Origin of the sequence: Mycobacterium sp. IS-836 (genome assembly GCF_001954275.1) — a bacterium.
Classification (GTDB): Bacteria; Actinomycetota; Actinomycetes; order Mycobacteriales; family Mycobacteriaceae; genus Mycobacterium.
Map to the genome: position 1 here is coordinate 65,368 of NZ_MBEU01000068.1, position 23,002 is coordinate 88,369.

20 protein-coding genes and 3 rRNA genes are annotated in these 23,002 nt (G+C 63.2%); 18 read left to right on the forward strand and 5 right to left on the reverse strand.

Annotated features, from left to right (window positions below):
• The first annotated feature begins 24 nt into the window (after positions 1–24).
• The 11 genes from A5747_RS18745 (at position 25) to A5747_RS18795 (ending at position 9,857) form a co-directional block, all read left to right on the forward strand.
• Positions 25–1,242 (forward strand): glycosyltransferase family 4 protein, encoded by a 1,218-nt coding sequence (locus A5747_RS18745; protein WP_142245650.1) that lies wholly within the window; start codon positions 25–27, stop codon positions 1,240–1,242.
• A gap of 228 nt (positions 1,243–1,470) precedes the next feature.
• Positions 1,471–1,932, forward strand: coding sequence for an ATP synthase subunit I (locus tag A5747_RS18750; RefSeq protein WP_076127004.1), 462 nt, complete (start codon positions 1,471–1,473; stop codon positions 1,930–1,932).
• Entirely contained in the window at positions 1,925–2,680 is a 756-nt protein-coding gene (gene atpB, locus A5747_RS18755) for a F0F1 ATP synthase subunit A (protein ID WP_076060285.1), read from the forward strand. The genes A5747_RS18750 and atpB overlap by 8 nt, the downstream gene beginning before the upstream one ends.
• Before the next feature lie 47 nt (positions 2,681–2,727).
• Positions 2,728–2,973 carry a F0F1 ATP synthase subunit C gene (locus A5747_RS18760; protein WP_066928722.1) on the forward strand — a complete coding sequence of 82 codons (246 nt, stop codon included), beginning with the start codon at positions 2,728–2,730 and terminating at the stop codon, positions 2,971–2,973.
• A 20-nt stretch (positions 2,974–2,993) separates the two neighbouring features.
• Positions 2,994–3,512, forward strand: a complete 519-nt coding sequence (locus tag A5747_RS18765) for a F0F1 ATP synthase subunit B (protein ID WP_076127006.1) — start codon at positions 2,994–2,996, stop codon at positions 3,510–3,512.
• 6 nt (positions 3,513–3,518) lie between these two features.
• On the forward strand, positions 3,519–4,859 hold the full coding sequence (locus tag A5747_RS18770) for a F0F1 ATP synthase subunit B/delta (RefSeq protein ID WP_076127009.1): 1,341 nt from the start codon (positions 3,519–3,521) through the stop codon (positions 4,857–4,859).
• Positions 4,860–4,914: 55 nt separating this feature from the next.
• Entirely contained in the window at positions 4,915–6,606 is a 1,692-nt protein-coding gene (gene atpA / locus A5747_RS18775) for a F0F1 ATP synthase subunit alpha (protein WP_076127011.1), read from the forward strand.
• Positions 6,607–6,612: 6 nt separating this feature from the next.
• Positions 6,613–7,530 carry a F0F1 ATP synthase subunit gamma gene (locus tag A5747_RS18780; protein ID WP_076127014.1) on the forward strand — a complete coding sequence of 306 codons (918 nt, stop codon included), beginning with the start codon at positions 6,613–6,615 and terminating at the stop codon, positions 7,528–7,530.
• 20 nt (positions 7,531–7,550) lie between these two features.
• Positions 7,551–9,017 (forward strand): F0F1 ATP synthase subunit beta, encoded by a 1,467-nt coding sequence (atpD, locus tag A5747_RS18785; RefSeq protein ID WP_076127016.1) that lies wholly within the window; start codon positions 7,551–7,553, stop codon positions 9,015–9,017.
• Between the two features lie 24 nt (positions 9,018–9,041).
• Complete coding sequence (locus A5747_RS18790) at positions 9,042–9,407, forward strand: F0F1 ATP synthase subunit epsilon (protein WP_076060295.1); 366 nt, start codon at positions 9,042–9,044, stop codon at positions 9,405–9,407.
• Positions 9,408–9,413: 6 nt separating this feature from the next.
• Positions 9,414–9,857, forward strand: coding sequence for a DUF2550 domain-containing protein (locus tag A5747_RS18795; protein ID WP_076127018.1), 444 nt, complete (start codon positions 9,414–9,416; stop codon positions 9,855–9,857).
• 28 nt (positions 9,858–9,885) lie between these two features.
• Here A5747_RS18795 and A5747_RS18800 read toward each other — a convergent pair whose 3' ends face one another.
• On the reverse strand, positions 9,886–10,476 hold the full coding sequence (locus A5747_RS18800; protein ID WP_076127020.1) for a cob(I)yrinic acid a,c-diamide adenosyltransferase: 591 nt from the start codon (positions 10,474–10,476) through the stop codon (positions 9,886–9,888).
• Between the two features lie 72 nt (positions 10,477–10,548).
• Here A5747_RS18800 and murA point away from each other — a divergent pair, with 72 nt between their 5' ends.
• The 4 genes from murA (at position 10,549) to rrf (ending at position 17,208) form a co-directional block, all read left to right on the forward strand.
• Positions 10,549–11,802, forward strand: a complete 1,254-nt coding sequence (gene murA / locus A5747_RS18805) for a UDP-N-acetylglucosamine 1-carboxyvinyltransferase (RefSeq protein ID WP_076060299.1) — start codon at positions 10,549–10,551, stop codon at positions 11,800–11,802.
• A gap of 293 nt (positions 11,803–12,095) precedes the next feature.
• Positions 12,096–13,626, forward strand: a 16S ribosomal RNA gene (locus A5747_RS18810).
• Positions 13,627–13,902: 276 nt separating this feature from the next.
• Positions 13,903–17,007 (forward strand): 23S ribosomal RNA (locus tag A5747_RS18815).
• 87 nt (positions 17,008–17,094) lie between these two features.
• A 5S ribosomal RNA gene (gene rrf, locus A5747_RS18820) occupies positions 17,095–17,208 on the forward strand.
• Together the 16S, 23S and 5S rRNA genes form the textbook arrangement of a ribosomal RNA operon.
• Before the next feature lie 53 nt (positions 17,209–17,261).
• Here the strand turns inward: rrf and A5747_RS18825 are convergent.
• Together A5747_RS18825 and A5747_RS18830 are read right to left on the reverse strand one after the other, a co-directional pair.
• A complete protein-coding gene (locus tag A5747_RS18825; protein ID WP_076127022.1) occupies positions 17,262–17,759 on the reverse strand; it encodes a methylated-DNA--[protein]-cysteine S-methyltransferase in 498 nt (165 codons plus the stop codon).
• Positions 17,756–19,237: a DNA-3-methyladenine glycosylase 2 family protein gene (locus A5747_RS18830; RefSeq protein ID WP_076127025.1), complete on the reverse strand. Its 1,482-nt coding sequence runs from the start codon at positions 19,235–19,237 to the stop codon at positions 17,756–17,758. The genes A5747_RS18825 and A5747_RS18830 overlap by 4 nt, the downstream gene beginning before the upstream one ends.
• A gap of 95 nt (positions 19,238–19,332) precedes the next feature.
• Between A5747_RS18830 and A5747_RS18835 the strand changes: the two genes are divergently transcribed.
• Positions 19,333–19,803 carry a VOC family protein gene (locus A5747_RS18835; RefSeq protein ID WP_076127027.1) on the forward strand — a complete coding sequence of 157 codons (471 nt, stop codon included), beginning with the start codon at positions 19,333–19,335 and terminating at the stop codon, positions 19,801–19,803.
• Here the strand turns inward: A5747_RS18835 and A5747_RS18840 are convergent.
• On the reverse strand, positions 19,800–21,410 hold the full coding sequence (locus A5747_RS18840) for an adenylate/guanylate cyclase domain-containing protein (protein WP_076127029.1): 1,611 nt from the start codon (positions 21,408–21,410) through the stop codon (positions 19,800–19,802). The two genes, A5747_RS18835 and A5747_RS18840, sit on opposite strands and share 4 nt — an antisense overlap.
• Positions 21,411–21,454: 44 nt before the next feature.
• On the opposite strand from A5747_RS18840, the gene nucS reads away from it, so the two are divergent.
• Positions 21,455–22,126, forward strand: a complete 672-nt coding sequence (gene nucS / locus A5747_RS18845) for an endonuclease NucS (RefSeq protein ID WP_076127031.1) — start codon at positions 21,455–21,457, stop codon at positions 22,124–22,126.
• On the forward strand, positions 22,126–22,419 hold the full coding sequence (locus tag A5747_RS18850; protein ID WP_076127033.1) for a hypothetical protein: 294 nt from the start codon (positions 22,126–22,128) through the stop codon (positions 22,417–22,419). Before nucS ends, A5747_RS18850 begins: the two co-directional genes overlap by 1 nt.
• Before the next feature lie 84 nt (positions 22,420–22,503).
• On the opposite strand, the gene mce is transcribed toward A5747_RS18850, so the two are convergent.
• A complete protein-coding gene (mce, locus tag A5747_RS18855) occupies positions 22,504–22,962 on the reverse strand; it encodes a methylmalonyl-CoA epimerase (RefSeq protein ID WP_142245645.1) in 459 nt (152 codons plus the stop codon).
• Between the last annotated feature and the right edge of the window lie 40 nt (positions 22,963–23,002).

Sequence of the window (23,002 nt, forward strand, 5' to 3'; positions counted from 1 at the left end):
CTCGGCGCGGTGGATCTCAGGTTGGTGCAGTACGGTCTCGACGTGTCCAGCGACGTAGCCAGCCTTGCCGGCGGCTTGTTCGCCCTGTCCGATCGCGGCGCCGGTGTTCCGCTGCGCGAGCTGGCCCTCGTCGGGCTGACCGCGGCCATCATCACCTACTTCGCCACCGGACCGGTGCGGGTGCTGGCGACCCGATTGGGGGCGGTCGCCTATCCGCGGGAACGCGATGTGCACGTGACCCCGACCCCACGCATGGGCGGACTGGCGATGTTCGTCGGCGTTGTCTGCGCCGTCTTTCTGGCGTCGCAGCTTCCCGCGCTCACCCGCGGGTTCGTCTATTCCAGCGGAATGCCCGCGGTGCTGGTCGCCGGCGCGGTGATCATGGGCATCGGGCTGATCGACGACCGCTGGGGCCTGGACGCGCTGACCAAGTTCGCCGGCCAGATCACCGCGGCCAGTGTGCTGGTCACCATGGGCGTCGCATGGAGCGTCATCTATATCCCGTTGGGCGGTGTCGGCACGGTGGTGCTCGACCAGGCCTCGTCGATCCTGCTCACCCTGGCGCTGACCGTGTCGGTAGTCAACGCGATGAACTTCGTGGACGGGCTCGACGGGCTGGCCGCCGGGGTGGGTCTCATCATGGCGATGGCGATCTGCATGTTCTCGGTCGGCCTGCTCCGCGACCACGGCGGTGACGTGCTGTTCTATCCGCCGGCGGTGATTTCGGTGGTGCTGGCGGGGGCCTGTCTGGGCTTTCTGCCGCACAACTTCCACCGGGCCAAGATCTTCATGGGCGACTCGGGCTCGATGCTGATCGGTTTGATGCTCGCCGCGGCATCCACGACGGCCGCCGGACCCATCTCGCAGAACGCCTACGGTGCTCGGGATGTGTTTGCTCTGCTGTCACCCTTCCTGCTGGTGGTGGCGGTCATGTTCTTTCCGATGCTCGATCTGCTGCTCGCGATCGTGCGCCGGACTCGGGCCGGGCGCAGCGCGTTCAGCCCCGACAAGATGCACCTGCACCATCGGTTGCTGCAGATCGGTCATTCGCATCGCCGGGTGGTCCTGCTCATCTATCTATGGGTCGGCATCGTCGCGTTCGGCGCCGCGAGCACGATATTTTTCAACCCGCGCGATACCGGCGCGGTGATGCTGGGGGCCATCGTCGTCGCCGGGGTGGCGACGGCGATCCCGCTCCTGCGCCGCCGCGACGACTACGAAGACGAGGACTACGACAGATAGTAGTAGTTTCGGTCACCGTATGATACGGTGCTGGTAGAACCCCGAAATGAAGCCTCGAGGGTTGCCGGCCAGCCGGCCCGCCGGACGCTTATCCGGTCGCGCCGATTCACGACCGACAAAGGGAGCTACCCCTTGGGTGATTCCAGTGTGACGTGCGATACGCTCGGCGGGCCACCGATCGGTCGGTCGGGGGACTTCCGCTCCACTACCTGGGATTGAGGTGCTGCAGTGACGACACCAGCGCAGGACGCGCCGTTGGTGTTCCCCTCTGTTGCTTTCCGTCCGGTTCGGCTGCTTGTTATCAGCGTCGGAATCACCGCGCTGGCGATCCTGGCCGCCGGATTGTCCGGTCACCTCATGCTCGGTGTGTTCTTCGGCGTCGGGTTGCTGTTGGGTTTGCTCAACGCACTGCTGGTGCGGCGTTCGGTCGCCTCGATCACCGCGAAAGAGCACCCACTGAAGAGCTCGATGGCGCTCAACTCGGCGACACGGTTGGCGATCATCACCGTGGTCGCGCTAGTCGTTGCCTACGTCTTCCGGCCGAACGGTTTGGGTGCGATGTTCGGGCTGGCGCTCTTCCAGGTGCTGCTCGTCGCGTCGACCGCGCTGCCGGTCTGGAAGAAGCTGCGCACCGGCGAGCCGGCGGCGACCGGCTCGGATGCGGAAGGAGGGAACACCAGCGATGACTGAGACGATCCTGGCCGGGTCCCAAATCGAGGTCGGCGAGCACACCACCGCGACCTGGCTCGGAATGACCGTCAACACCGACACCGTCCTGTCGACCGCGATCGCGGCGGTGATCGTGATCGCCCTGGCCTTCTTCCTGCGCGCCAAGATCACGTCGAGTGGCGTTCCCAGCGGAGTCCAATTGTTCTGGGAGGCGCTCACCATCCAGATGCGCAACCAGATCGAGGCCGCGGTCGGGATGCGCATCGCGCCGTTCGTGCTGCCGCTGGCGGTCACGATCTTTGTGTTCATCCTGATCTCCAACTGGCTGTCGGTTCTGCCCCTGCAGTACACCGATAAATCCGGGCACACCACCGAGTTGCTCAAGTCGGCGGCGGCGGACATCAATTACGTTCTGGCGCTGGCCCTTTTCGTGTTCGTTTGCTATCACGTGGCCGGGATCTGGCGCCGCGGCATCGTCGGGCACCCGATCAAGGTGCTCAAGGGGCACGTGGCATTTCTGGCGCCGATCAACGTCGTCGAGGAATTGGCGAAGCCGATCTCGTTGTCGCTCCGACTCTTTGGAAACATCTTCGCGGGCGGCATCCTGGTCGCGCTGATCGCGATGTTCCCGCCGTACATCATGTGGGCGCCCAACGCGATCTGGAAGTCGTTCGACTTGTTCGTCGGGGCGATCCAGGCCTTCATCTTCTCGATTCTGACGATCTTGTACTTCAGCCAAGCCATGGAGCTCGAGGAGCACCATGACTGAAACCTGGTAGACCGCTACCAGATAGCCACCACATAAAGGAGGAAAGAATGGACCCCACTATCGCTGCCGGTGCTCTCATCGGCGGTGGAATCATCATGGGTGGCGGCGCAATCGGAGCCGGTATCGGTGACGGTATCGCCGGTAACGCGCTGGTTTCGGGTATCGCCCGGCAACCCGAGGCGCAGGGCCGGTTGTTCACGCCGTTCTTCATCACCGTCGGTCTGGTTGAGGCGGCCTACTTCATCAACCTGGCGTTCATGGCGTTGTTCGTCTTCGCCACCCCCGTCACGTAGTTCGGCTGTGATGGGTTGCAATGGGTGAAGTGAACCCTATGGTTTTGGCGGCCAGCCAGGCGGTAGCAGAGGGCGGCAAGGGCGGCAGTAACTTCCTGGTCCCCAACGGCACCTTCTTCTTTGTGCTGGCCATCTTCCTGATCGTGCTCGCCGTCATCGGCACCTTCGTGGTGCCGCCAATCCTGAAGGTGCTGCGCGAACGCGACGCCATGGTCGCCAAAACCGCTGCCGACAACAAGAAATCGGCCGAGCAGTTCGAAGCGGCGCAGGCCGATTACGAGGCGGCCATGAAGGAAGCCCGCGTGCAGGCATCGTCGTTCCGCGACGACGCGCGCGCGGACGGCCGCAAGGTCGTCGAAGACGCGCGGGCCCGTGCCGAGCAAGAGGTGATGTCGACGGTGCAGGTGGCCTCCGAGCAATTGAAACGGGAAAGGGACGCAGTGGAATTGGATCTGCGCGCCAACGTCGGAACGATGTCGGCGACCCTGGCCAGCCGGATCCTCGGCGTCGACGTAACCACTTCGGCCGCGACAAGGTAATCATCAATGTCGACGTTCATCGGACAATTAATCGGGTTCGCGGTCATCGTGTTCCTGGTGATGCGGTACGTCGTGCCGCCGGTGCGCAACCTGATGACCGCCCGGCAGAGCGCGGTGCGCCAGCAGCTGGAGGACTCGGCCGCGGCCGCCACCCGGTTGACCGAGTCGACCGAGGCACACAGCAAGGCCGTGGAAGCCGCCAAGGAAGAGGCGAAGGGGGTCGTCGAAGAGGCCAAGGCGGACGCCGTACGCATCACCGAGCAATTGCAGGCCCAGGCCGATGTCGAGGCCGAACGCATCAAGGCGCAGGGCGCCAGCCAGATCGAGCTGATGCGGACCCAGCTCACCCGTCAGCTTCGCCTGGAGCTAGGCCATGAATCCGTGCGCCAGGCAGGCGAATTGGTGCGCAGCTATGTTGCCGATGCGGACCAGCAGGCGGCGACGGTCGACCGGTTTCTTGACGAGCTCGACGAGATGGCGCCCGCGTCGGCCGAGGTCGAGTACCCGCTGCTGAAGAAGATGCGCTCGGCCAGCCGGCTGGCGCTGGGCGACCTGTCGGAGCGGTTCAACGACCTGGCCAAGGACCTGGACAACAAGGGGCTTACCACTCTCTCTAGTGAGCTGGTGTCGGTAGCCCAAATGCTGGACCGCGAAATCGTTGTGACCCGCTATCTCACCGTGCCTGCCGAGGACGCGGGCCCCCGCGTCCGGCTGATCGAGCGGCTGGTATCCGGCAAGGTCGGTGATGCCACGCTCGACGTGCTGCGGTTGGCCGTCTCGGAGCGTTGGTCGGCCAATTCCGATCTGGTCGATGCCCTCGAGCACGTGTCGCGGCAAGCGCTGCTCGAAGTCGCAGAGCGTGAAGATCGGGTCGATGCCGTGGAAGACCAACTGTTCCGGTTTTCCCGCATCCTCGAGGCGCAGCCCCGCCTCGGCATCCTATTGGGCGACTACGCCGCCCCCGCTGAGGGACGGGTTGCGTTGCTGCGCAAGGTGCTTGACAGCGCTAGCGGTAGCGTCACCCCGATCGCGAGGGCGTTGCTCACCCAGACGGTCGAGCTGCTGAGGGGCGAGCCGGCCGAGGAGGCCATGAAGCTCCTGGCGGAAGTGGCGGTGGCGCGGCGCGGCGAAATCGTCGCACAAGTCAGCGCCGCGGCCGAACTCAGCGCTGCCCAGCGCACACGCCTCACCGAAGTGCTCAGCCGCATCTACGGTCATCCGGTCACGGTGCATCTCCAGATCGACGCCGAACTGCTGGGTGGACTGCTCATCGCCGTGGCCGACGAGGTGATCGACGGTACGCTCGCGTCCCGTCTGGCCGCGGCCAAAGCTCAGTTACCCGACTGAAACACCCGAACCACAACCCACGCGAACGACGATCAAGTAGGAAGAACGAAAAGCCATGGCAGAGTTGACAATCTCGGCTGACGACATCCAGAGCGCTGTCGAGGAGTACGTAGGCTCCTTCACCTCCGACACCTCCCGCGAGGAAGTCGGTACCGTCGTCGACGCCGGGGACGGCATCGCGCACGTCGAAGGTTTGCCGTCGGTCATGACCCAGGAGCTGCTCGAGTTCCCGGGCGGGGTGCTCGGGGTCGCACTGAACCTCGACGAGCACAGCGTCGGCGCGGTGATCCTCGGTGAGTTCGAGAAAATCGAAGAAGGCCAACAGGTCAAGCGCACCGGCGAAGTGTTGTCGGTCCCGGTCGGCGACGCGTTCCTGGGCCGGGTTGTCAACCCGCTGGGCCAGCCGATCGACGGGCGCGGTGACATCGACACCGACGTGCGGCGCGCGCTGGAAATCCAGGCGCCGTCGGTGGTGCAGCGTCAAGGCGTGAAAGAGCCGCTGCAGACCGGAATCAAAGCTATCGACGCGATGACCCCGATCGGCCGCGGCCAGCGTCAGCTGATCATCGGCGACCGCAAGACCGGCAAGACCGCGGTCTGCATCGACACCATCCTCAACCAGCGGCAGAACTGGGAGTCGGGCGACGAGCGCAAGCAGGTGCGTTGCGTATACGTCGCGATCGGGCAGAAGGGCACCACCATCGCGGCCGTCCGCCGTGCTCTGGAAGAAGGCGGCGCGATGGACTACACCACCATCGTCGCGGCGCCCGCGTCAGACTCCGCCGGCTTCAAATGGCTTGCGCCCTACACCGGTTCGGCGATCGCCCAGCACTGGATGTATGACGGCAAGCACGTGCTGATCGTTTTCGACGATTTGAGCAAGCAGGCCGAGGCGTACCGCGCGATCTCCTTGCTGCTGCGCCGCCCGCCGGGTCGCGAGGCCTACCCGGGCGACGTGTTCTACCTGCACTCGCGGCTGCTGGAGCGTTGCGCGAAGCTTTCCGACGACCTGGGCGGCGGCTCGCTGACGGGGCTGCCGATCATCGAGACGAAGGCCAACGACATCTCGGCCTACATCCCCACCAACGTCATCTCGATCACCGATGGGCAGTGCTTCCTCGAGTCCGACCTGTTCAACCAGGGTGTCCGGCCGGCCATCAACGTCGGCGTCTCGGTGTCCCGCGTTGGCGGCGCGGCACAGATCAAGGCCATGAAGGAGGTCGCGGGCTCGCTGCGTCTCGACCTGTCGCAGTACCGCGAACTGGAATCGTTCGCGGCCTTCGCTTCCGACCTGGACGCCACGTCCAAGGCACAGCTGGATCGCGGCGAACGGCTGGTCGAACTGCTCAAGCAACGCCAGTACCAGCCCATGCCGGTCGAGGAGCAGGTGGTCTCGATCTTCCTGGGCACCGGCGGCCACCTGGACTCCGTGCCCGTCGAGGACGTCAGGCGCTTCGAAACCGAGCTGCTGGACCACATGCGGGCCTCCGAGGAGAAATTCCTGGCCGGGATCCGCGACAGCCAGAAGCTCTCCGAAGAGGGCGAGAACCAACTCACCGAGATCATCAAGCATTTCAAGAAGGGCTTCGCGGCCAGCGACGGCGGGTCGGTGGTGCCCGACGAGCACGTCGAGCCGATGGAAGAGGAGGAGCTGGAAAAGGAGTCGGTGCAAGTCAAAAAGGAGAAGCCGAAGGATCAGAAGGAATCCAAGGACTCCAAGAAGGACTCCGGTAAGGACAAGAAGTAGCTAACGATGGCTGCCACACTTCGCGAATTACGCGGCCGCATTCGGTCGGCCGGGTCGATCAAAAAGATCACCAAGGCTCAGGAGATGATCGCGACATCGCGCATCGGTAAGGCGCAGACTCGCCTGGAATCCGCACGGCCGTACGCATTCCAGATCACCTCGACGCTGACCACCCTGTCCGCCGAAGCCGCCCTGGATCACCCCTTGCTGGTCGAGCGGGCAGAACCCAAGCGGGCCGGCGTCCTGGTGGTGTCCTCCGACCGCGGTTTGTGTGGTGCGTACAACTCCAGCGTCTTCCGTCGCTCCGAGGAGCTGTTCTCCCTGCTGCGGGAGGAAGGAAAGACGCCGGTTCTGTACACGGTGGGCCGTAAAGCGCTGAACTACTTCAAATTCCGCAACTGGGACATCACCGATTCGTGGACTGGATTCTCCGAGCAACCCAAGTACGAAAACGCCGCGGAGATCGGGTCCACCTTGGTCGACACTTTCATGATGGGTGCCGGCGACGACGAGTCGGGGGACGACGAGGGCGGCCAGGGTGTTGATGAACTGCACATCGTCTACTCGGAGTTCAAGTCGATGATGTCGCAGACGGCGGTGGCCCACCGCATCGCTCCGCTGGTGGTGGAGTACGTCGAGGAAGAACCCGAACTGCACACCCTGTATTCGTTTGAGCCGGATGCGACGACGCTGTTCGAAGCGTTGCTGCCGCGGTACCTGACCACCCGTGTCTACGCGGCGCTATTGGAAGCCGCGGCATCGGAGCTGGCTTCCCGCCAACGTGCAATGAAGTCGGCCACCGACAACGCAGACGATTTGATCAAGGATCTGACGCTGATGGCGAACCGCGAGCGGCAGGCCCAGATCACCCAGGAGATCAGCGAAATCGTCGGCGGCGCAAACGCACTCGCCGACGCTAAGTAGCACCACGAGGAAGAAGAAACATGACTGCCACTGACGAGAAGACCAAAGACGGCGGGAAGTCCGGGAACTCCGACACCAACGGCCGCGTGGTACGGGTAACCGGGCCCGTCGTCGACGTCGAGTTCCCGCGCGGCTCCGTCCCGGACCTGTTCAACGCGCTGAACGCCGACATCACCTTCGAGGAGCTCAAGAAGACCCTCACGCTCGAGGTTGCGCAGCACCTGGGCGACAACCTGGTGCGCACCATTTCGCTGCAGCCCACCGACGGCCTGGTGCGCGGCGTCGAGGTAACCGACAGCGGGAACTCGATCTCGGTGCCGGTCGGTGAGGGCGTCAAGGGCCATGTCTTCAATGCCCTCGGGTACTGCCTCGACAAGCCGGGATACGGAGAAGAGTTCGACCACTGGTCGATTCACCGCAAGCCGCCGGCGTTCGAAGAGCTCGAGCCCCGCACCGAGATGCTGGAGACCGGCCTCAAGGTCGTGGACCTGCTCACCCCGTACGTGCGTGGTGGCAAGATCGCGCTGTTCGGCGGCGCCGGCGTCGGCAAGACGGTGCTCATCCAGGAGATGATCAACCGTATTGCCCGAAACTTCGGTGGGACTTCGGTTTTCGCCGGGGTGGGGGAGCGCACCCGCGAGGGCAACGACCTATGGGTCGAGCTCAAGGAAGCCGACGTGCTCAAGGACACCGCCCTGGTGTTCGGTCAGATGGACGAGCCGCCCGGCACTCGTATGCGAGTGGCACTGTCGGCGCTGACGATGGCCGAATGGTTCCGCGACGAGGCGGGCCAGGACGTTCTGCTGTTCATCGACAACATCTTCCGGTTCACCCAGGCGGGATCCGAGGTGTCGACCCTGCTCGGTCGTATGCCGTCGGCGGTGGGATACCAGCCCACCCTGGCCGACGAGATGGGCGAGCTGCAGGAGCGGATCACCTCGACGCGGGGCCGCTCGATTACGTCGATGCAAGCTGTGTACGTGCCTGCCGACGACTACACCGACCCGGCGCCGGCGACGACGTTCGCACACCTGGACGCCACCACGGAGCTGTCGCGTGCGGTGTTCTCCAAGGGCATCTTCCCCGCCGTCGATCCGCTGGCGTCGAGCTCGACGATCCTCGACCCGGGTGTCGTCGGTGACGAGCACTACCGCGTGGCGCAGGAAGTCATCCGAATCCTGCAGCGCTACAAGGACCTTCAGGACATCATCGCCATTCTGGGTATCGACGAGTTGTCGGAAGAGGACAAGCAGCTGGTGCAGCGCGCGCGGCGCATCGAGCGGTTCCTCTCGCAGAACATGATGGCGGCCGAACAGTTCACCGGTCAGCCGGGTTCGACGGTGCCGCTGAAGGAGACCATCGAGGCGTTCGACAAGCTGTCCAAGGGCGACTTCGACCACATCCCCGAGCAGGCCTTCTTCCTGATCGGCGGGCTCGACGACTTGGCCAAGAAAGCCGAAAGCTTCGGCGCCAAGCTGGATTCCTGAGGCTGAGTCGAAAGGCGTTGTGGCATGGCGGAATTGAATGTTGAGATCGTCGCCGTCGACCGAAAGATCTGGTCGGGCGAGGCGACGTTCCTGTTCACCCGCACCACCGTCGGCGAAATCGGCATCCTGCCCCGCCACATCCCGTTGGTGGCGCAACTGGTCGACGACGCCATGGTGCGCGTCGAGCGGGAAGGCGAAGACGATCTGCGGATCGCGGTGGACGGCGGCTTCCTGTCGGTAACCGAGGAGACCGTCACCGTTCTTGCCGAGTCAGCGGAGTTCGAGTCGGAGATCGACGAGGCCGCCGCGAAGGAAGATTCGGAGTCCGACGATCCCCGCATCGCCGCGAGGGGCCGCGCCAGACTGCGCGCCGTCGGCGCGATCGACTGACCGCCGATGAGCGCGCCCATGGTCGGCATGGTCGTGCTCGTCGTCCTGTTAGCGGCGGCCGTCGTTGGGTTGAGTTATCGGTTGTGGAAGCTGCGCCAGGGTGGAACGGCGGGAATCATGCGGGACATCCCCGCGGTGGGTGGGCACGGCTGGCGGCACGGCGTGATCCGCTACCGCGGCGGCGAGGCGGCGTTCTACCGGTTATCCAGCCTGCGTTTGTGGCCCGATCGTCGGCTTAGCAGGCGCGGTGTGGAGATCGTGGCCCGGCGTGCGCCGCGTGGCGACGAGTTCGACATCATGACCGACGAGATCGTGGTCCTAGAACTGCGTGACACGACGCAGGACCGCAGGTCGGGTTATGAGCTCGCGTTGGATCAGGGCGCGTTGACCGCGTTCTTGTCGTGGCTGGAATCCCGCCCGTCGCCGCGCGCGCGTCGTCGCAGCGTCTGATCGCCTAAAACCTAAGGAGCCGAGCCGATTAGCCGCTCGTGTCAGCTTGCGCGCCGCCGCCGGGTTTCCAGAGCACGTCGCCGTCGGGGTTGGCCACCCGCGACAGGATGAAAAGCAGATCCGAGAGCCGGTTGAGGTATTTCGCCGGCAGCACGTTGACGCCCTCGGGGTGGGAATCGACCGCGGCCCACGCCGACCGCTCGGCCCGCCGCACCACCGTGCGAGCGACGTGCAGCAGAGCCGACAACGGCGAACCGCCTGGTAGCACAAAGGAATTCAATGCCGCTAACGGCTCGTTGTATGTGTCGCACCACTTTTCGAGCCGGTCGACGTAGGCCTGGGTTACGCGCAGCGGAGGGTATTCGGGGTTTTCCACGACGGGGGTAGACAGATCGGCGCCGGCGTCGAACAGGTCATTCTGGATCTGCCGCAAGACGTCCGCGATTTCCTTGTCCGGCTGACCCAGGGCGATCGCCACGCCGATCGCCGAGTTGGCCTCGTCGCAGTCGGCGTATGCCACCAGCCGTGGGTCGTTTTTCGAGACCCGCGAGAAGTCGCTCAATCCCGTGGTCCCATCGTCGCCGGTTCGCGTATAGATGCGGGTCAGGTGTATCGCCATGAGCAAAACGGTACTCGGCGGACCGCCTCGGCTGACTGACAAGGCGCCACCCGCTTCACTACACTGACGCCCGTGTCCGAGCGATTCGTGGTGACCGGCGGCAACCGGTTGTCAGGCGAAGTCGCTGTCGGAGGCGCCAAGAACAGCGTGCTCAAGCTCATGGCCGCGACGCTGCTGGCCGAAGGCACCAGCACCATCACCAATTGCCCCGACATCCTCGACGTGCCGCTGATGGCGGAGGTCTTGCGCGGTCTCGGCGCGACCGTCGAACTCGACGGCGACACCGCGCGAATCACCTCGCCCGACGAACCGAAGTACGACGCCGACTTCGCGGCGGTACGCCAGTTCCGGGCCTCGGTCTGCGTGCTGGGGCCGCTGGTCGGGCGATGCAAGCGGGCCAGGGTCGCGTTGCCCGGTGGTGACGCGATCGGATCGCGTCCGCTGGACATGCATCAGGCGGGTCTGCGGCAGCTGGGCGCGCACTGCAACATCGAGCACGGATGCGTGGTGGCGCAAGCGGACGCGTTGCGTGGCGCGGAGATTCAGTTGGAGTTTCCCTCGGTGGGGGCTACCGAGAACATCCTGATGGCCGCCGTCGTCGCCGAGGGCGTCACCACGATTCACAATGCCGCGCGGGAACCCGACGTGGTCGATCTGTGCACGATGTTGAACCAGATGGGCGCGCAGGTCGAAGGCGCCGGGTCGCCGACGATGACCATCACCGGCGTTCCGCGCCTTCATCCCACCGAGCACCGGGTGATCGGGGACCGCATCGTCGCGGCCACCTGGGGCATCGCCGCCGCTATGACTCGTGGGGACATCTCGGTGACGGGCGTTGACCCGGCGCATCTTCAGGTGGTGCTGCACAAATTGCACGACGCGGGCGCGACGGTCACCCAGACGGACAGCAGCTTCCGCGTGACCCAGTACGAGCGCCCGAAGGCGGTCAACGTTGCGACGTTGCCGTTCCCCGGTTTCCCTACGGACCTGCAGCCGATGGCGATCGCCCTGGCGTCGATCGCCGACGGCACCTCGATGATCACGGAGAACGTTTTCGAAGCGCGCTTCCGTTTCGTCGAAGAGATGATCCGGCTCGGCGCGGACGCTCGCACCGACGGCCACCACGCCGTGGTGCGCGGCCTGCCGCAACTTTCCAGCGCCCCGGTGTGGTGCTCGGACATCCGCGCCGGCGCCGGCCTGGTGCTCGCGGGGCTGGTCGCGGACGGCGACACCGAGGTGCACGACGTCTTCCACATCGACCGCGGCTACCCGCTGTTCGTGGAGAACCTGGCCATTTTGGGAGCCGAGATCGAACGGGTAGAGTAGTCGGAAGTTGTTGCCCAACAGGCGCGGTCGCCACTTGAAGCCGACCGAAACCGGGGCTTGACTCCTCTGCCGGACTTATATTAAGCTGGCAGGGTTGCCCCGAAGCGGGCGAAAACAAGCGTGAGTGTTGTTTGAGAACTCAATAGTGTGTTTGGTGGTTTTTATTTTTGTTGTTGTTTTTTGACCATACTTTGCACCCCCCGTGTGTGGGTATGGTCGTTTTTTGATGCCAGAGTATTGGCGTCTTGTCAGGTATCTCTGATTGTAAATTCACCTCGTTATCGAGGGGTTTTTGTTTGGAGAGTTTGATCCTGGCTCAGGACGAACGCTGGCGGCGTGCTTAACACATGCAAGTCGAACGGAAAGGCCCCTTCGGGGGTACTCGAGTGGCGAACGGGTGAGTAACACGTGGGTAATCTGCCCTGCACTTCGGGATAAGCCTGGGAAACTGGGTCTAATACCGGATAGGACCATTTAGCGCATGCTTTATGGTGGAAAGCTTTTGCGGTGTGGGATGGGCCCGCGGCCTATCAGCTTGTTGGTGGGGTGACGGCCTACCAAGGCGACGACGGGTAGCCGGCCTGAGAGGGTGTCCGGCCACACTGGGACTGAGATACGGCCCAGACTCCTACGGGAGGCAGCAGTGGGGAATATTGCACAATGGGCGCAAGCCTGATGCAGCGACGCCGCGTGGGGGATGACGGCCTTCGGGTTGTAAACCTCTTTCACCATCGACGAAGGTCCGGGTTTTCTCGGATTGACGGTAGGTGGAGAAGAAGCACCGGCCAACTACGTGCCAGCAGCCGCGGTAATACGTAGGGTGCGAGCGTTGTCCGGAATTACTGGGCGTAAAGAGCTCGTAGGTGGTTTGTCGCGTTGTTCGTGAAATCTCACGGCTTAACTGTGAGCGTGCGGGCGATACGGGCAGACTGGAGTACTGCAGGGGAGACTGGAATTCCTGGTGTAGCGGTGGAATGCGCAGATATCAGGAGGAACACCGGTGGCGAAGGCGGGTCTCTGGGCAGTAACTGACGCTGAGGAGCGAAAGCGTGGGGAGCGAACAGGATTAGATACCCTGGTAGTCCACGCCGTAAACGGTGGGTACTAGGTGTGGGTTTCCTTCCTTGGGATCCGTGCCGTAGCTAACGCATTAAGTACCCCGCCTGGGGAGTACGGCCGCAAGGCTAAAACTCAAAGGAATTGACGGGGGCCCGCACAAGCGGCGGAGCATGTGGATTAATTCGATGCAACGCGAAGAACCTTACCTGGGTTTGACATGCACAGGACGCGTCTAGAGATAGGCGTTCCCTTGTGGCCTGTGTGCAGGTGGTGCATGGCTGTCGTCAGCTCGTGTCGTGAGATGTTGGGTTAAGTCCCGCAACGAGCGCAACCCTTGTCTCATGTTGCCAGCGGGTAATGCCGGGGACTCGTGAGAGACTGCCGGGGTCAACTCGGAGGAAGGTGGGGATGACGTCAAGTCATCATGCCCCTTATGTCCAGGGCTTCACACATGCTACAATGGCCGGTACAAAGGGCTGCGATGCCGCAAGGTTAAGCGAATCCTTTTAAAGCCGGTCTCAGTTCGGATCGGGGTCTGCAACTCGACCCCGTGAAGTCGGAGTCGCTAGTAATCGCAGATCAGCAACGCTGCGGTGAATACGTTCCCGGGCCTTGTACACACCGCCCGTCACGTCATGAAAGTCGGTAACACCCGAAGCCAGTGGCCTAACCCTTGGGAGGGAGCTGTCGAAGGTGGGATCGGCGATTGGGACGAAGTCGTAACAAGGTAGCCGTACCGGAAGGTGCGGCTGGATCACCTCCTTTCTAAGGAGCACCACGAAAAGCACTCCAATTGGTGGGGTGCAAGCCGTGAGGGGTTTTCGTCTGTAGTGGACGAAAGCCGGGTGCACAACAGCAGATTAATTGCCAGACACACTATTGGGCCCTGAGGCAACACTCCGTTTTATTGAGTGGTGTCCCCCATCTTGGTGGTGGGGTGTGGTGTTTGAGTATTGGATAGTGGTTGCGAGCATCTAAGGATGCGCTGCCCTCGTGGTGGCGTGTCCATAAATGTGTAATTTTTATCTTTGGTTTTTGTGTTAGTAAGTGTCTAAGGGCGCATGGTGAATGCCTTGGCATCGAGAGCCGATGAAGGACGTGGGAGGCTGCGATATGCCTCGGGGAGCTGTCAACCGAGCGTTGATCCGAGGATTTCCGAATGGGGAAACCCAGCACGAGTTATGTCGTGTTACCCGTATCTGAATATATAGGGTGCGGGAGGGAACGCGGGGAAGTGAAACATCTCAGTACCCGTAGGAAGAGAAAACAATTGTGATTCCGCTAGTAGTGGCGAGCGAACGTGGAACATGGCTAAACCGCACGCATGCGATACCGGGTAGGGGTTGTGTGTGCGGGGTTGTGGGATTGATACGTCTCAGCTCTACCTGGCTGAGGGGCAGTCAGAAAGTGTCGTAGTTAGCGGAAGTGGCCTGGGATGGTCCGCCATAGACGGTGAGAGCCCGGTACGCGAAAACCCGGCACCTGCCTTGTATCAACTCCCGAGTAGCAGCGGGCCCGTGGAATCCGCTGTGAATCTGCCGGGACCACCCGGTAAGCCTAAATACTTCTCGATGACCGATAGCGGATTAGTACCGTGAGGGAATGGTGAAAAGTACCCCGGGAGGGGAGTGAAAGAGTACCTGAAACCGTGTGCCTACAATCCGTCAGAGCCTCCTTGTGGGGTGATGGCGTGCCTTTTGAAGAATGAGCCTGCGAGTCAGGGACATGTCGCGAGGTTAACCCGTGTGGGGTAGCCGCAGCGAAAGCGAGTCTGAATAGGGCGTATCCCCGTAAGGGGTGTAGTGGCGTGTTCTGGACCCGAAGCGGAGTGATCTACCCATGGCCAGGGTGAAGCGCGGGTAAGACCGCGTGGAGGCCCGAACCCACTTAGGTTGAAGACTGAGGGGATGAGTTGTGGGTAGGGGTGAAAGGCCAATCAAACTCCGTGATAGCTGGTTCTCCCCGAAATGCATTTAGGTGCAGCGTTACGTGTTTCACCACGGAGGTAGAGCTACTGGATGGCCGATGGGCCCTACTAGGTTACTGACGTCAGCCAAACTCCGAATGCCGTGGTGTATAGCGTGGCAGTGAGACGGCGGGGGATAAGCTCCGTACGTCGAAAGGGAAACAGCCCAGATCGCCGGCTAAGGCCCCAAAGCGTGTGCTAAGTGGAAAAGGATGTGCAGTCGCAAAGACAACCAGGAGGTTGGCTTAGAAGCAGCCACCCTTGAAAGAGTGCGTAATAGCTCACTGGTCAAGTGATTGTGCGCCGACAATGTAGCGGGGCTCAAGCACACCGCCGAAGCCGCGACAACCGCAAGGTTGGGTAGGGGAGCGTCCCCCATTCTGCGAAGCCGCCGGGTAACCGGTGGTGGAGGGTGGGGGAGTGAGAATGCAGGCATGAGTAGCGATAAGGCAAGTGAGAACCTTGCCCGCCGTAAGACCAAGGGTTCCTGGGCCAGGCCAGTCCGCCCAGGGTGAGTCGGGACCTAAGGCGAGGCCGACAGGCGTAGTCGATGGACAACGGGTTGATATTCCCGTACCCGTGTGTGAGCGTCCCTGACGAATCAGCGGTACTAACCACCCAAATCCGGATCGACCATTCCCCTTCGGGGGCATGGAGTTTCGGGGCTGCGTGGGACCTTCGCTGGTAGTAGTCAAGCAATGGGGTGACGCAGGAAGGTAGCCGTACCAGTCAGTGGTAATACTGGGGCAAGCCTGTAGGGAGAGCGATAGGCAAATCCGTCGCTCACTAATCCTGAGAGGTGATGCATAGCCGATTGAGGTGAATTCGGTGATCCTCTGCTGCCAAGAAAAGCCTCTAGCGAGCGCACACACGGCCCGTACCCCAAACCAACACAGGTGGTCAGGTAGAGCATACCGAGGCGTACGAGATAACTATGGTTAAGGAACTCGGCAAAATGCCCCCGTAACTTCGGGAGAAGGGGGACCGGCATACCGTGAACAGCTTTTCGCTGGGAGCGGGAACCGGTCGCAGAAACCAGTGAGAAGCGACTGTTTACTAAAAACACAGGTCCGTGCGAAGTCGCAAGACGATGTATACGGACTGACGCCTGCCCGGTGCTGGAAGGTTAAGAGGACCCGTTAACCCGCAAGGGTGAAGCGGAGAATTTAAGCCCCAGTAAACGGCGGTGGTAACTATAACCATCCTAAGGTAGCGAAATTCCTTGTCGGGTAAGTTCCGACCTGCACGAATGGCGTAACGACTTCTCAACTGTCTCAACCATAGACTCGGCGAAATTGCACTACGAGTAAAGATGCTCGTTACGCGCGGCAGGACGAAAAGACCCCGGGACCTTCACTACAACTTGGTATTGGTGTTCGGTACGGTTTGTGTAGGATAGGTGGGAGACTTTGAAGCAGTTACGCCAGTAATTGTGGAGTCGTTGTTGAAATACCACTCTGATCGTATTGGACACCTAACGTCGAACCGTATATCCGGTTCACGGACAGTGCCTGGCGGGTAGTTTAACTGGGGCGGTTGCCTCCTAAAATGTAACGGAGGCGCCCAAAGGTTCCCTCAACCTGGACGGCAATCAGGTGTTGAGTGTAAATGCACAAGGGAGCTTGACTGCGAGACCTACAAGTCAAGCAGGGACGAAAGTCGGGATTAGTGATCCGGCACCCCCGAGTGGAAGGGGTGTCGCTCAACGGATAAAAGGTACCCCGGGGATAACAGGCTGATCTTCCCCAAGAGTCCATATCGACGGGATGGTTTGGCACCTCGATGTCGGCTCGTCGCATCCTGGGGCTGGAGCAGGTCCCAAGGGTTGGGCTGTTCGCCCATTAAAGCGGCACGCGAGCTGGGTTTAGAACGTCGTGAGACAGTTCGGTCTCTATCCGCCGCGCGCGTCAGAAACTTGAGGAAACCTGTCCCTAGTACGAGAGGACCGGGACGGACGAACCTCTGGTACACCAGTTGTCCCACCAGGGGCACCGCTGGATAGCCACGTTCGGACAGGATAACCGCTGAAAGCATCTAAGCGGGAAACCTTCTCCAAGATCAGGTTTCTCACCCTTTTAGAGGGATAAGGCCCCCCGCAGAACACGGGATCGATAGGCCAGACCTGGAAGCCCAGCAATGGGTGCAGGGAACTGGCACTAACCGGCCGAAAACTTACCAACACACATCGCAACCACATTCCATGCCTACGGCAATTGCCGTGGCACCACACCCCCCACCAGAACACTTGAATGAAAAATAAATAGAGTTACGGCGGCCACAGCGACAGGGAAACGCCCGGTCCCATCCCGAACCCGGAAGCTAAGCCTGTCAGCGCCGATGATACTGCCCCGTTAGGGTGGAAAAGTAGGACACCGCCGAACATACACAAAAACACCCCCGGCAACGGGGGTGTTTTTGCATTCACGCTCTGTTTCTAGTCGAATAACGTCAAATTCGCCGACGTGCGCCTTTTCTCCAATTCCAGCAGGGTTCGCTTCCGATCCAGCCCACCGCCGTAACCGGTGAGGCCGCCACTGGCACCGATCACGCGATGGCAGGGGACGACGATCGCGATCGGATTGTGGCCGTTGGCCAACCCGACGGCGCGTGCGGCACCGGGGGCGCCGATCTGTTGGGCGATTTCGCCGTACGACCTGGTCTCTCCGTACGGAATTGTCAGCAGCGCCTTCCAGACCCGCTGCTGGAATTCGCTGCCCCGCAGATCCAGTTCGAGGTCGAAGTCGGTGAGTTCGCCGGCGAAATAGGCGCCGAGTTGGTCGACGGCATCAGTGAATGCCTCCGGATCGGCCGACCAGTCCGTCCGTTTGGGCTCGTAGGTCTGATCGACCATTCGTAGGTTGGTCAACGCCGAGCCGTGGCCGGCCAATGTCAACGGGCCGATCGGGCTGTCGATGGTGCGGTAGCTGATCATGCAACCTCCTGAGGTGGCCACTGGTTCACCGGATGCTCGAGCGTGGTCCACAGGTGCTGGACGGCATAGGACCGCCACGGACGCCAACGGGCGCTGTGGTCGAGCAGGGTCCGTTCATCCCCGGGCAAGCCGAGCTGCTGGGCGGCGAGCCGAAGTCCCAGGTCGCTCGCCGGGAACGCATCCGGGTCGCCGAGGCCGCGCATCGCAATCACTTCGGCGGTCCAGGGGCCGATCCCCGGCACGGCGAGCAATTGCCTTCGCGCGCTTTCCCATTCGCTTCCGCTGTCAAGCACGACGGTTCCCTCGGCGAGGCCGGCGATCAGGGCGCTGAGTGTGCGCTGTCGTGCCTTGGGGACCGCCAGATGGACGGGATCGATCTCGGCGAGCTCCTCGACGGACGGGAACGTATGAGTCAGTGTGCCCGCGGGATCGTCAAGGGGCCGGCCGTAGGCGGCAACCAGCCGGGCGGTATGCGTGCGCGCGGCTTTGGTCGATACCTGCTGCCCCAGTACCGCGCGCACGGCGAGTTCGGCCTCGTCGACGGTGCGGGGGATGCGTTGCCCGGGCGCCTTGGCGACGACCGGGCACAGGTCGGGGTCACGGCTCAGCGCGTCCACGACCGCCTCGGGATCGGCGTCGAGGTCCAGCAGCCGCCGGCAGCGGGCGATCGCCGTGGTGAGGTCGCGGAAGTCGTCGAGAACCAGCACGCAGCGGACGTGATCGACGGCCGGTGTCAGGGTGACCACGGCACTGCCGGAGGGAAGCCGCAGACTGCGCCGGTACGCACCGTCGCGGACCTCCTCGCAGCCGGGTACCGCGCCGGCGGCCAGGTGACCGAATGCGCCCTCGAAGGCGAACGGGGTGCGTACCGGAAGCCGAAGACTCACCGCCCCAGGCGAATTCGCGTCAGACCGTGTCGCCGCCTGCCTGCGCAGCGCCGTCGGTGTGCTCTCGAACACCAGCCGCACGGTGTCGTTGAACTGCCGGATGCTGGAAAACCCGGCGGCGAACGCGACGTCGCCGAACGGCAGCCGAGTGGTCTCGATCAGCACCCGGGCCGTCTGCGCCCGCTGCGCGCGGGCCAGCGCCAGCGGGCCCGCGCCGAGCTCGGCCTGCAAAAGCCGCTCCAGCTGGCGGGTGGTGTATCCGAGGCGGGCGGCGAGGCCGCCGACGCCCTCACGGTCCACGGTGCCGTCCGCGATCAGGCGCATCGTCCGGGCAACGACGTCCCCGCGCACGTTCCACTCGGGCGAGCCCGGGGACGCGTCGGGACGGCAGCGCTTGCAGGCCCGGAAGCCCGCCCGTTGCGCGGCCGCCGCGGTCGGGTAGAACCGCACGTTACGGGCAAAAGGAGGCCGCACCGGGCAGCTGGGCCGGCAGTAAATCCGCGTGGTCAGGACCGCGGTGACGAACCAGCCGTCGAACCGGGCGTCCTTGGACTGGACCGCGCGGTAGCAGCGTTCGAAATCTTCGTGCACGCTTCAACAGTTACACCTGACCACCGACAAAACTGGCGGAAAACCGACATTGTGATGGGCGGGTCGTGAACCCGACCGTCCGCAAAGGAGCACGCATGACCGAGCAGCAACCCATCGCCGTGGAGAACTTCTCCCATGCATGTATCGGTGTCTCCGACATGGAGAAGGCGTTGGCCTTCTACACGGCGGTGCTGGGCATGGACGTCGTTTTCGATGTCGAGCTGGAGGGGGCCGGACTCGACGCGGTGACGGGCGGCGCCGCACAAAACGGCCGCATGATCGGAGGGCTGATCGGCGGCGCGATGGTCGAGCTGCTCTTTCTGGCTAAGCTGCCCGCCGGACCGGCGGGGCCGCACCTCGGCTATACGAATATCTCGTTCCGCGTCGCCGACCTGGACGACGCGTACGAAACGCTGCGCCGTCAGCATCCCGACGTGCGCACCGAGGCGGCGGTCGACATCGGCGGGGTGCGGATGTTCTTCGTCTACGACCCCGACGGCACGCCCGTCGAAATACTCGAGCTGCCCGCGGGCGCGCGTACCACGCTGGAGCTTTGGCGGCCCTAGCCGCCGGTCGGCGCGGCCAACCGGACGGGATTGTCGTGCCCACGCAGCGTCACGGTGTCCCCCAAAGACCAACGGGCGCTTTCTTTTTCGCTTGCAGCCTCCAGAGTGTCGGCCGTCGCCAGCAATCGGCCCGGGTGTGACTTGGCTAATTCGCACAGTCGGGCGGCCTCGTTGACCGGCTCGCCGATCACGGTGTATTCGAACCGTTCCTGCGCGCCGACGTTGCCCGCCACGACCTGGCCCGCGGCCACGCCGACGCCGGCGTCGAGCTCAGACATTTCGCTGGCAAGCCGCTTACAGATCGCGCGGCTGGCGGCCAGCGCTTCGTCCTCGGGATTCTCCAGATGATTCGGCGCGCCGAAGATGGCCAGCGACGCGTCGCCTTCGAACTTGTTGACCAGCCCGCAATGACGATCCACCTCCTCGACGACGATCGCGAAAAACCGGTTGAGGACTTGGACGACTTCGGTCGGGGGTTGGCTGGTCACCAATTGCGTGGAGCCGACGATGTCGATGAAAACGACTGCGACGTGGCGTTCTTCGCCGCCCAGTTTCGGCCGCTCACGCTCCGCGGCCAGGGCGACTTCCCGGCCGACGTGCCGGCCGAAAAGGTCGCGGACGCGTTCGCGCTCGCGCAGACCGTCGACCATTCGGTTGAAACCACGCTGCAGCTCACCGAGCTCGGTCCCGTCGAACACCACCAGGTTGCCGCGAAGGTTGCCCTCCTCGACGCGCTGGAGTGCCGCGCGCACCACCCGCACCGGTGTCGCCGTCAGCCAGGCCAGGATCCACATCAGGACGCAACCGAAGATCAGCGTGGCCGAGGAAATGATCAGCACGCCGACCGCGAACTGGGTTTCGGTGAGATTGCCCAGCAGTACCTCGAAGAATGCCAGGAGGGCGATGCCGATGACGGGCACGCCGGAGCCAAGGAACCAGACCATCATGGTCCGGCCCATGATTCCCGCGGTCAGCCGCCGCGGCGGTGGTCCCGCTTCAAGAGCCTGCGCGGCCACCGGCCGGAGCGCGAACTCGGCGAGCAGGTAACTACCGGTGGCAACCAGAACCCCGCAAAAGCTCACCCCGAACAAGAACCGCGGGATGAACAGGGTGTTGACCATGCCGTAGGCAATCGTCGCCAGCACCGCACCGACCCCCCACAGGACGAGGTCCACCAGGGCGATTCGCCACGGGGCTACGAAAGTGTTGCGCTCGTCCTGACGAGTCGGAGCGCGTTCCTCGATAGCCCACCGCAATGCGAGTACGGTGCGCCGGGTGATCCAAAAGGCGCCCAGCGCGAAGGCGACCGCGAGATAGGCCGGGACGGCTGCGAATGTGAGCCACGCCGGCGCGTCGTCGAACACGCTGGGTTCGGGAATGGCGACCGCCACCAATAGCAGAACGACGCCGATGCCGATCAGGTTCGCGCCCAGGATCAGCACGGTCATGATGACCTGAATGCGGATGCGGCGACGTCGCTGGCTCTCCGACACCCGGCCGAGAAGCAGGGAGCCGTAGGCAGGCGTTTCCGTCAGGCGCCCGCTCTGACGGGTCACCCTTTCCAGCACCCGGCCTATCCGTTGGGCCAGGGTCTTGTTGGCCGACATGGTGGCGCCAGCCTATTTGTCTGTCGCGCTCTAAGGTGAGTCGGGTGCGCCTCGTCATCGCCCAATGCACCGTCGACTACGTCGGCCGACTCACCGCGCATCTGCCTTCCGCGCGCAGATTGCTGCTCTTCAAGGCCGACGGGTCGGTCAGCGTGCACGCCGATGATCGCGCCTACAAGCCGCTGAACTGGATGAGTCCGCCGTGCTGGTTGAGCGAAGACGCCGGCGGCGAGGTGCCGGTGTGGGTGGTGGAGAACAAGGCGGGCGAGCAACTGCGCATCACCGTCGAGCAGATCGAGCATGATTCCAGCCACGACCTCGGCGTGGACCCCGGTCTGGTCAAGGACGGCGTCGAGGCTCACCTACAGGCACTGCTCGCCGAGCATGTTCAACTGCTGGGCGAGGGATACACGTTGGTCCGCCGCGAGTACATGACGGCGATCGGCCCCGTCGATCTGCTGTGCCGCGACGAACTCGGTGGTTCGGTCGCGGTGGAAATCAAGCGGCGCGGCGAGATCGACGGCGTGGAGCAGCTGACCCGCTATCTCGAATTGCTCAATCGCGACAGCCTGCTGGCGCCGGTGAAAGGCGTGTTCGCCGCTCAGCAGATCAAGCCGCAGGCGCGCACGCTTGCCAATGATCGCGGGATCCGTTGTGTAACACTGGATTACGACAAGATGCGCGGCATGGACAACGACGAGTACCGGCTGTTCTGATGTGTCCGCGCCGCAAACCGCCACGTCGACGACAGCCGGCAGGACCGTCAGCAACGTTGCGTCGTATCGAAACTGGGCCTGATGGCTACGAGTACGAAGTGCGCCCGGTAGCCGCGGCTCGCGCCATCAAGACCTATCGCTGTCCCGGATGTGACCACGAAATCCGCTCCGGCACTGCGCATGTGGTGGTATGGCCGGCTGAATCACCTGCGGCCGTTCAGGACCGCCGGCACTGGCACTCGCCGTGCTGGACCAACCGCGCGACTCGCGGTCCTACCCGACGATGGTCTTAAGACACTGGGATGTGTTCACGAACGTGCGGCTAGCCGCACACTGAGCGCCGAACGTGCGGCTAGCCGCACACTCGGCGCATGGCTTTAGGAAGCCGGCTCCACCAACTCGATCAGGACACCGCCGGCGTCCTTGGGGTGGATGAAGTTGATCCGCGAGTTTGCTGTGCCGCGCCGGGGTGCCTCGTAGACGAGTCGCACCTCCTGCTCACGCAGCTGGTCGCACATCGCGTCCAGATCGCTGACCCGAACGGCCATCTGTTGGATGCCCGGCCCGCGCTTCTCCATGAACTTCGCGATCGTCGATGAGTCGTCGAGCGGGGCCATCAACTGAAGCTGCGCGGTGGTCCCGGGGACCGCCAGCATCGCCTCTCGGATGCCCTGGTCATCGTTGACTTCCTCGTGCACCAGGATCATGCCGAGGTGGTCGTGGTACCAGGTGATTGCGGCGTCCAGGTCGGCGACCGCAATGCCGACGTGATCCAGGCCGGTCACCAAGGAGGTTGCCAGGAGGTGACGGGCATCAACTTGATCGGTCGTCATCACACCACGGTAACGTGGCGGCAAAGATTCCGCTTCTCCGGGT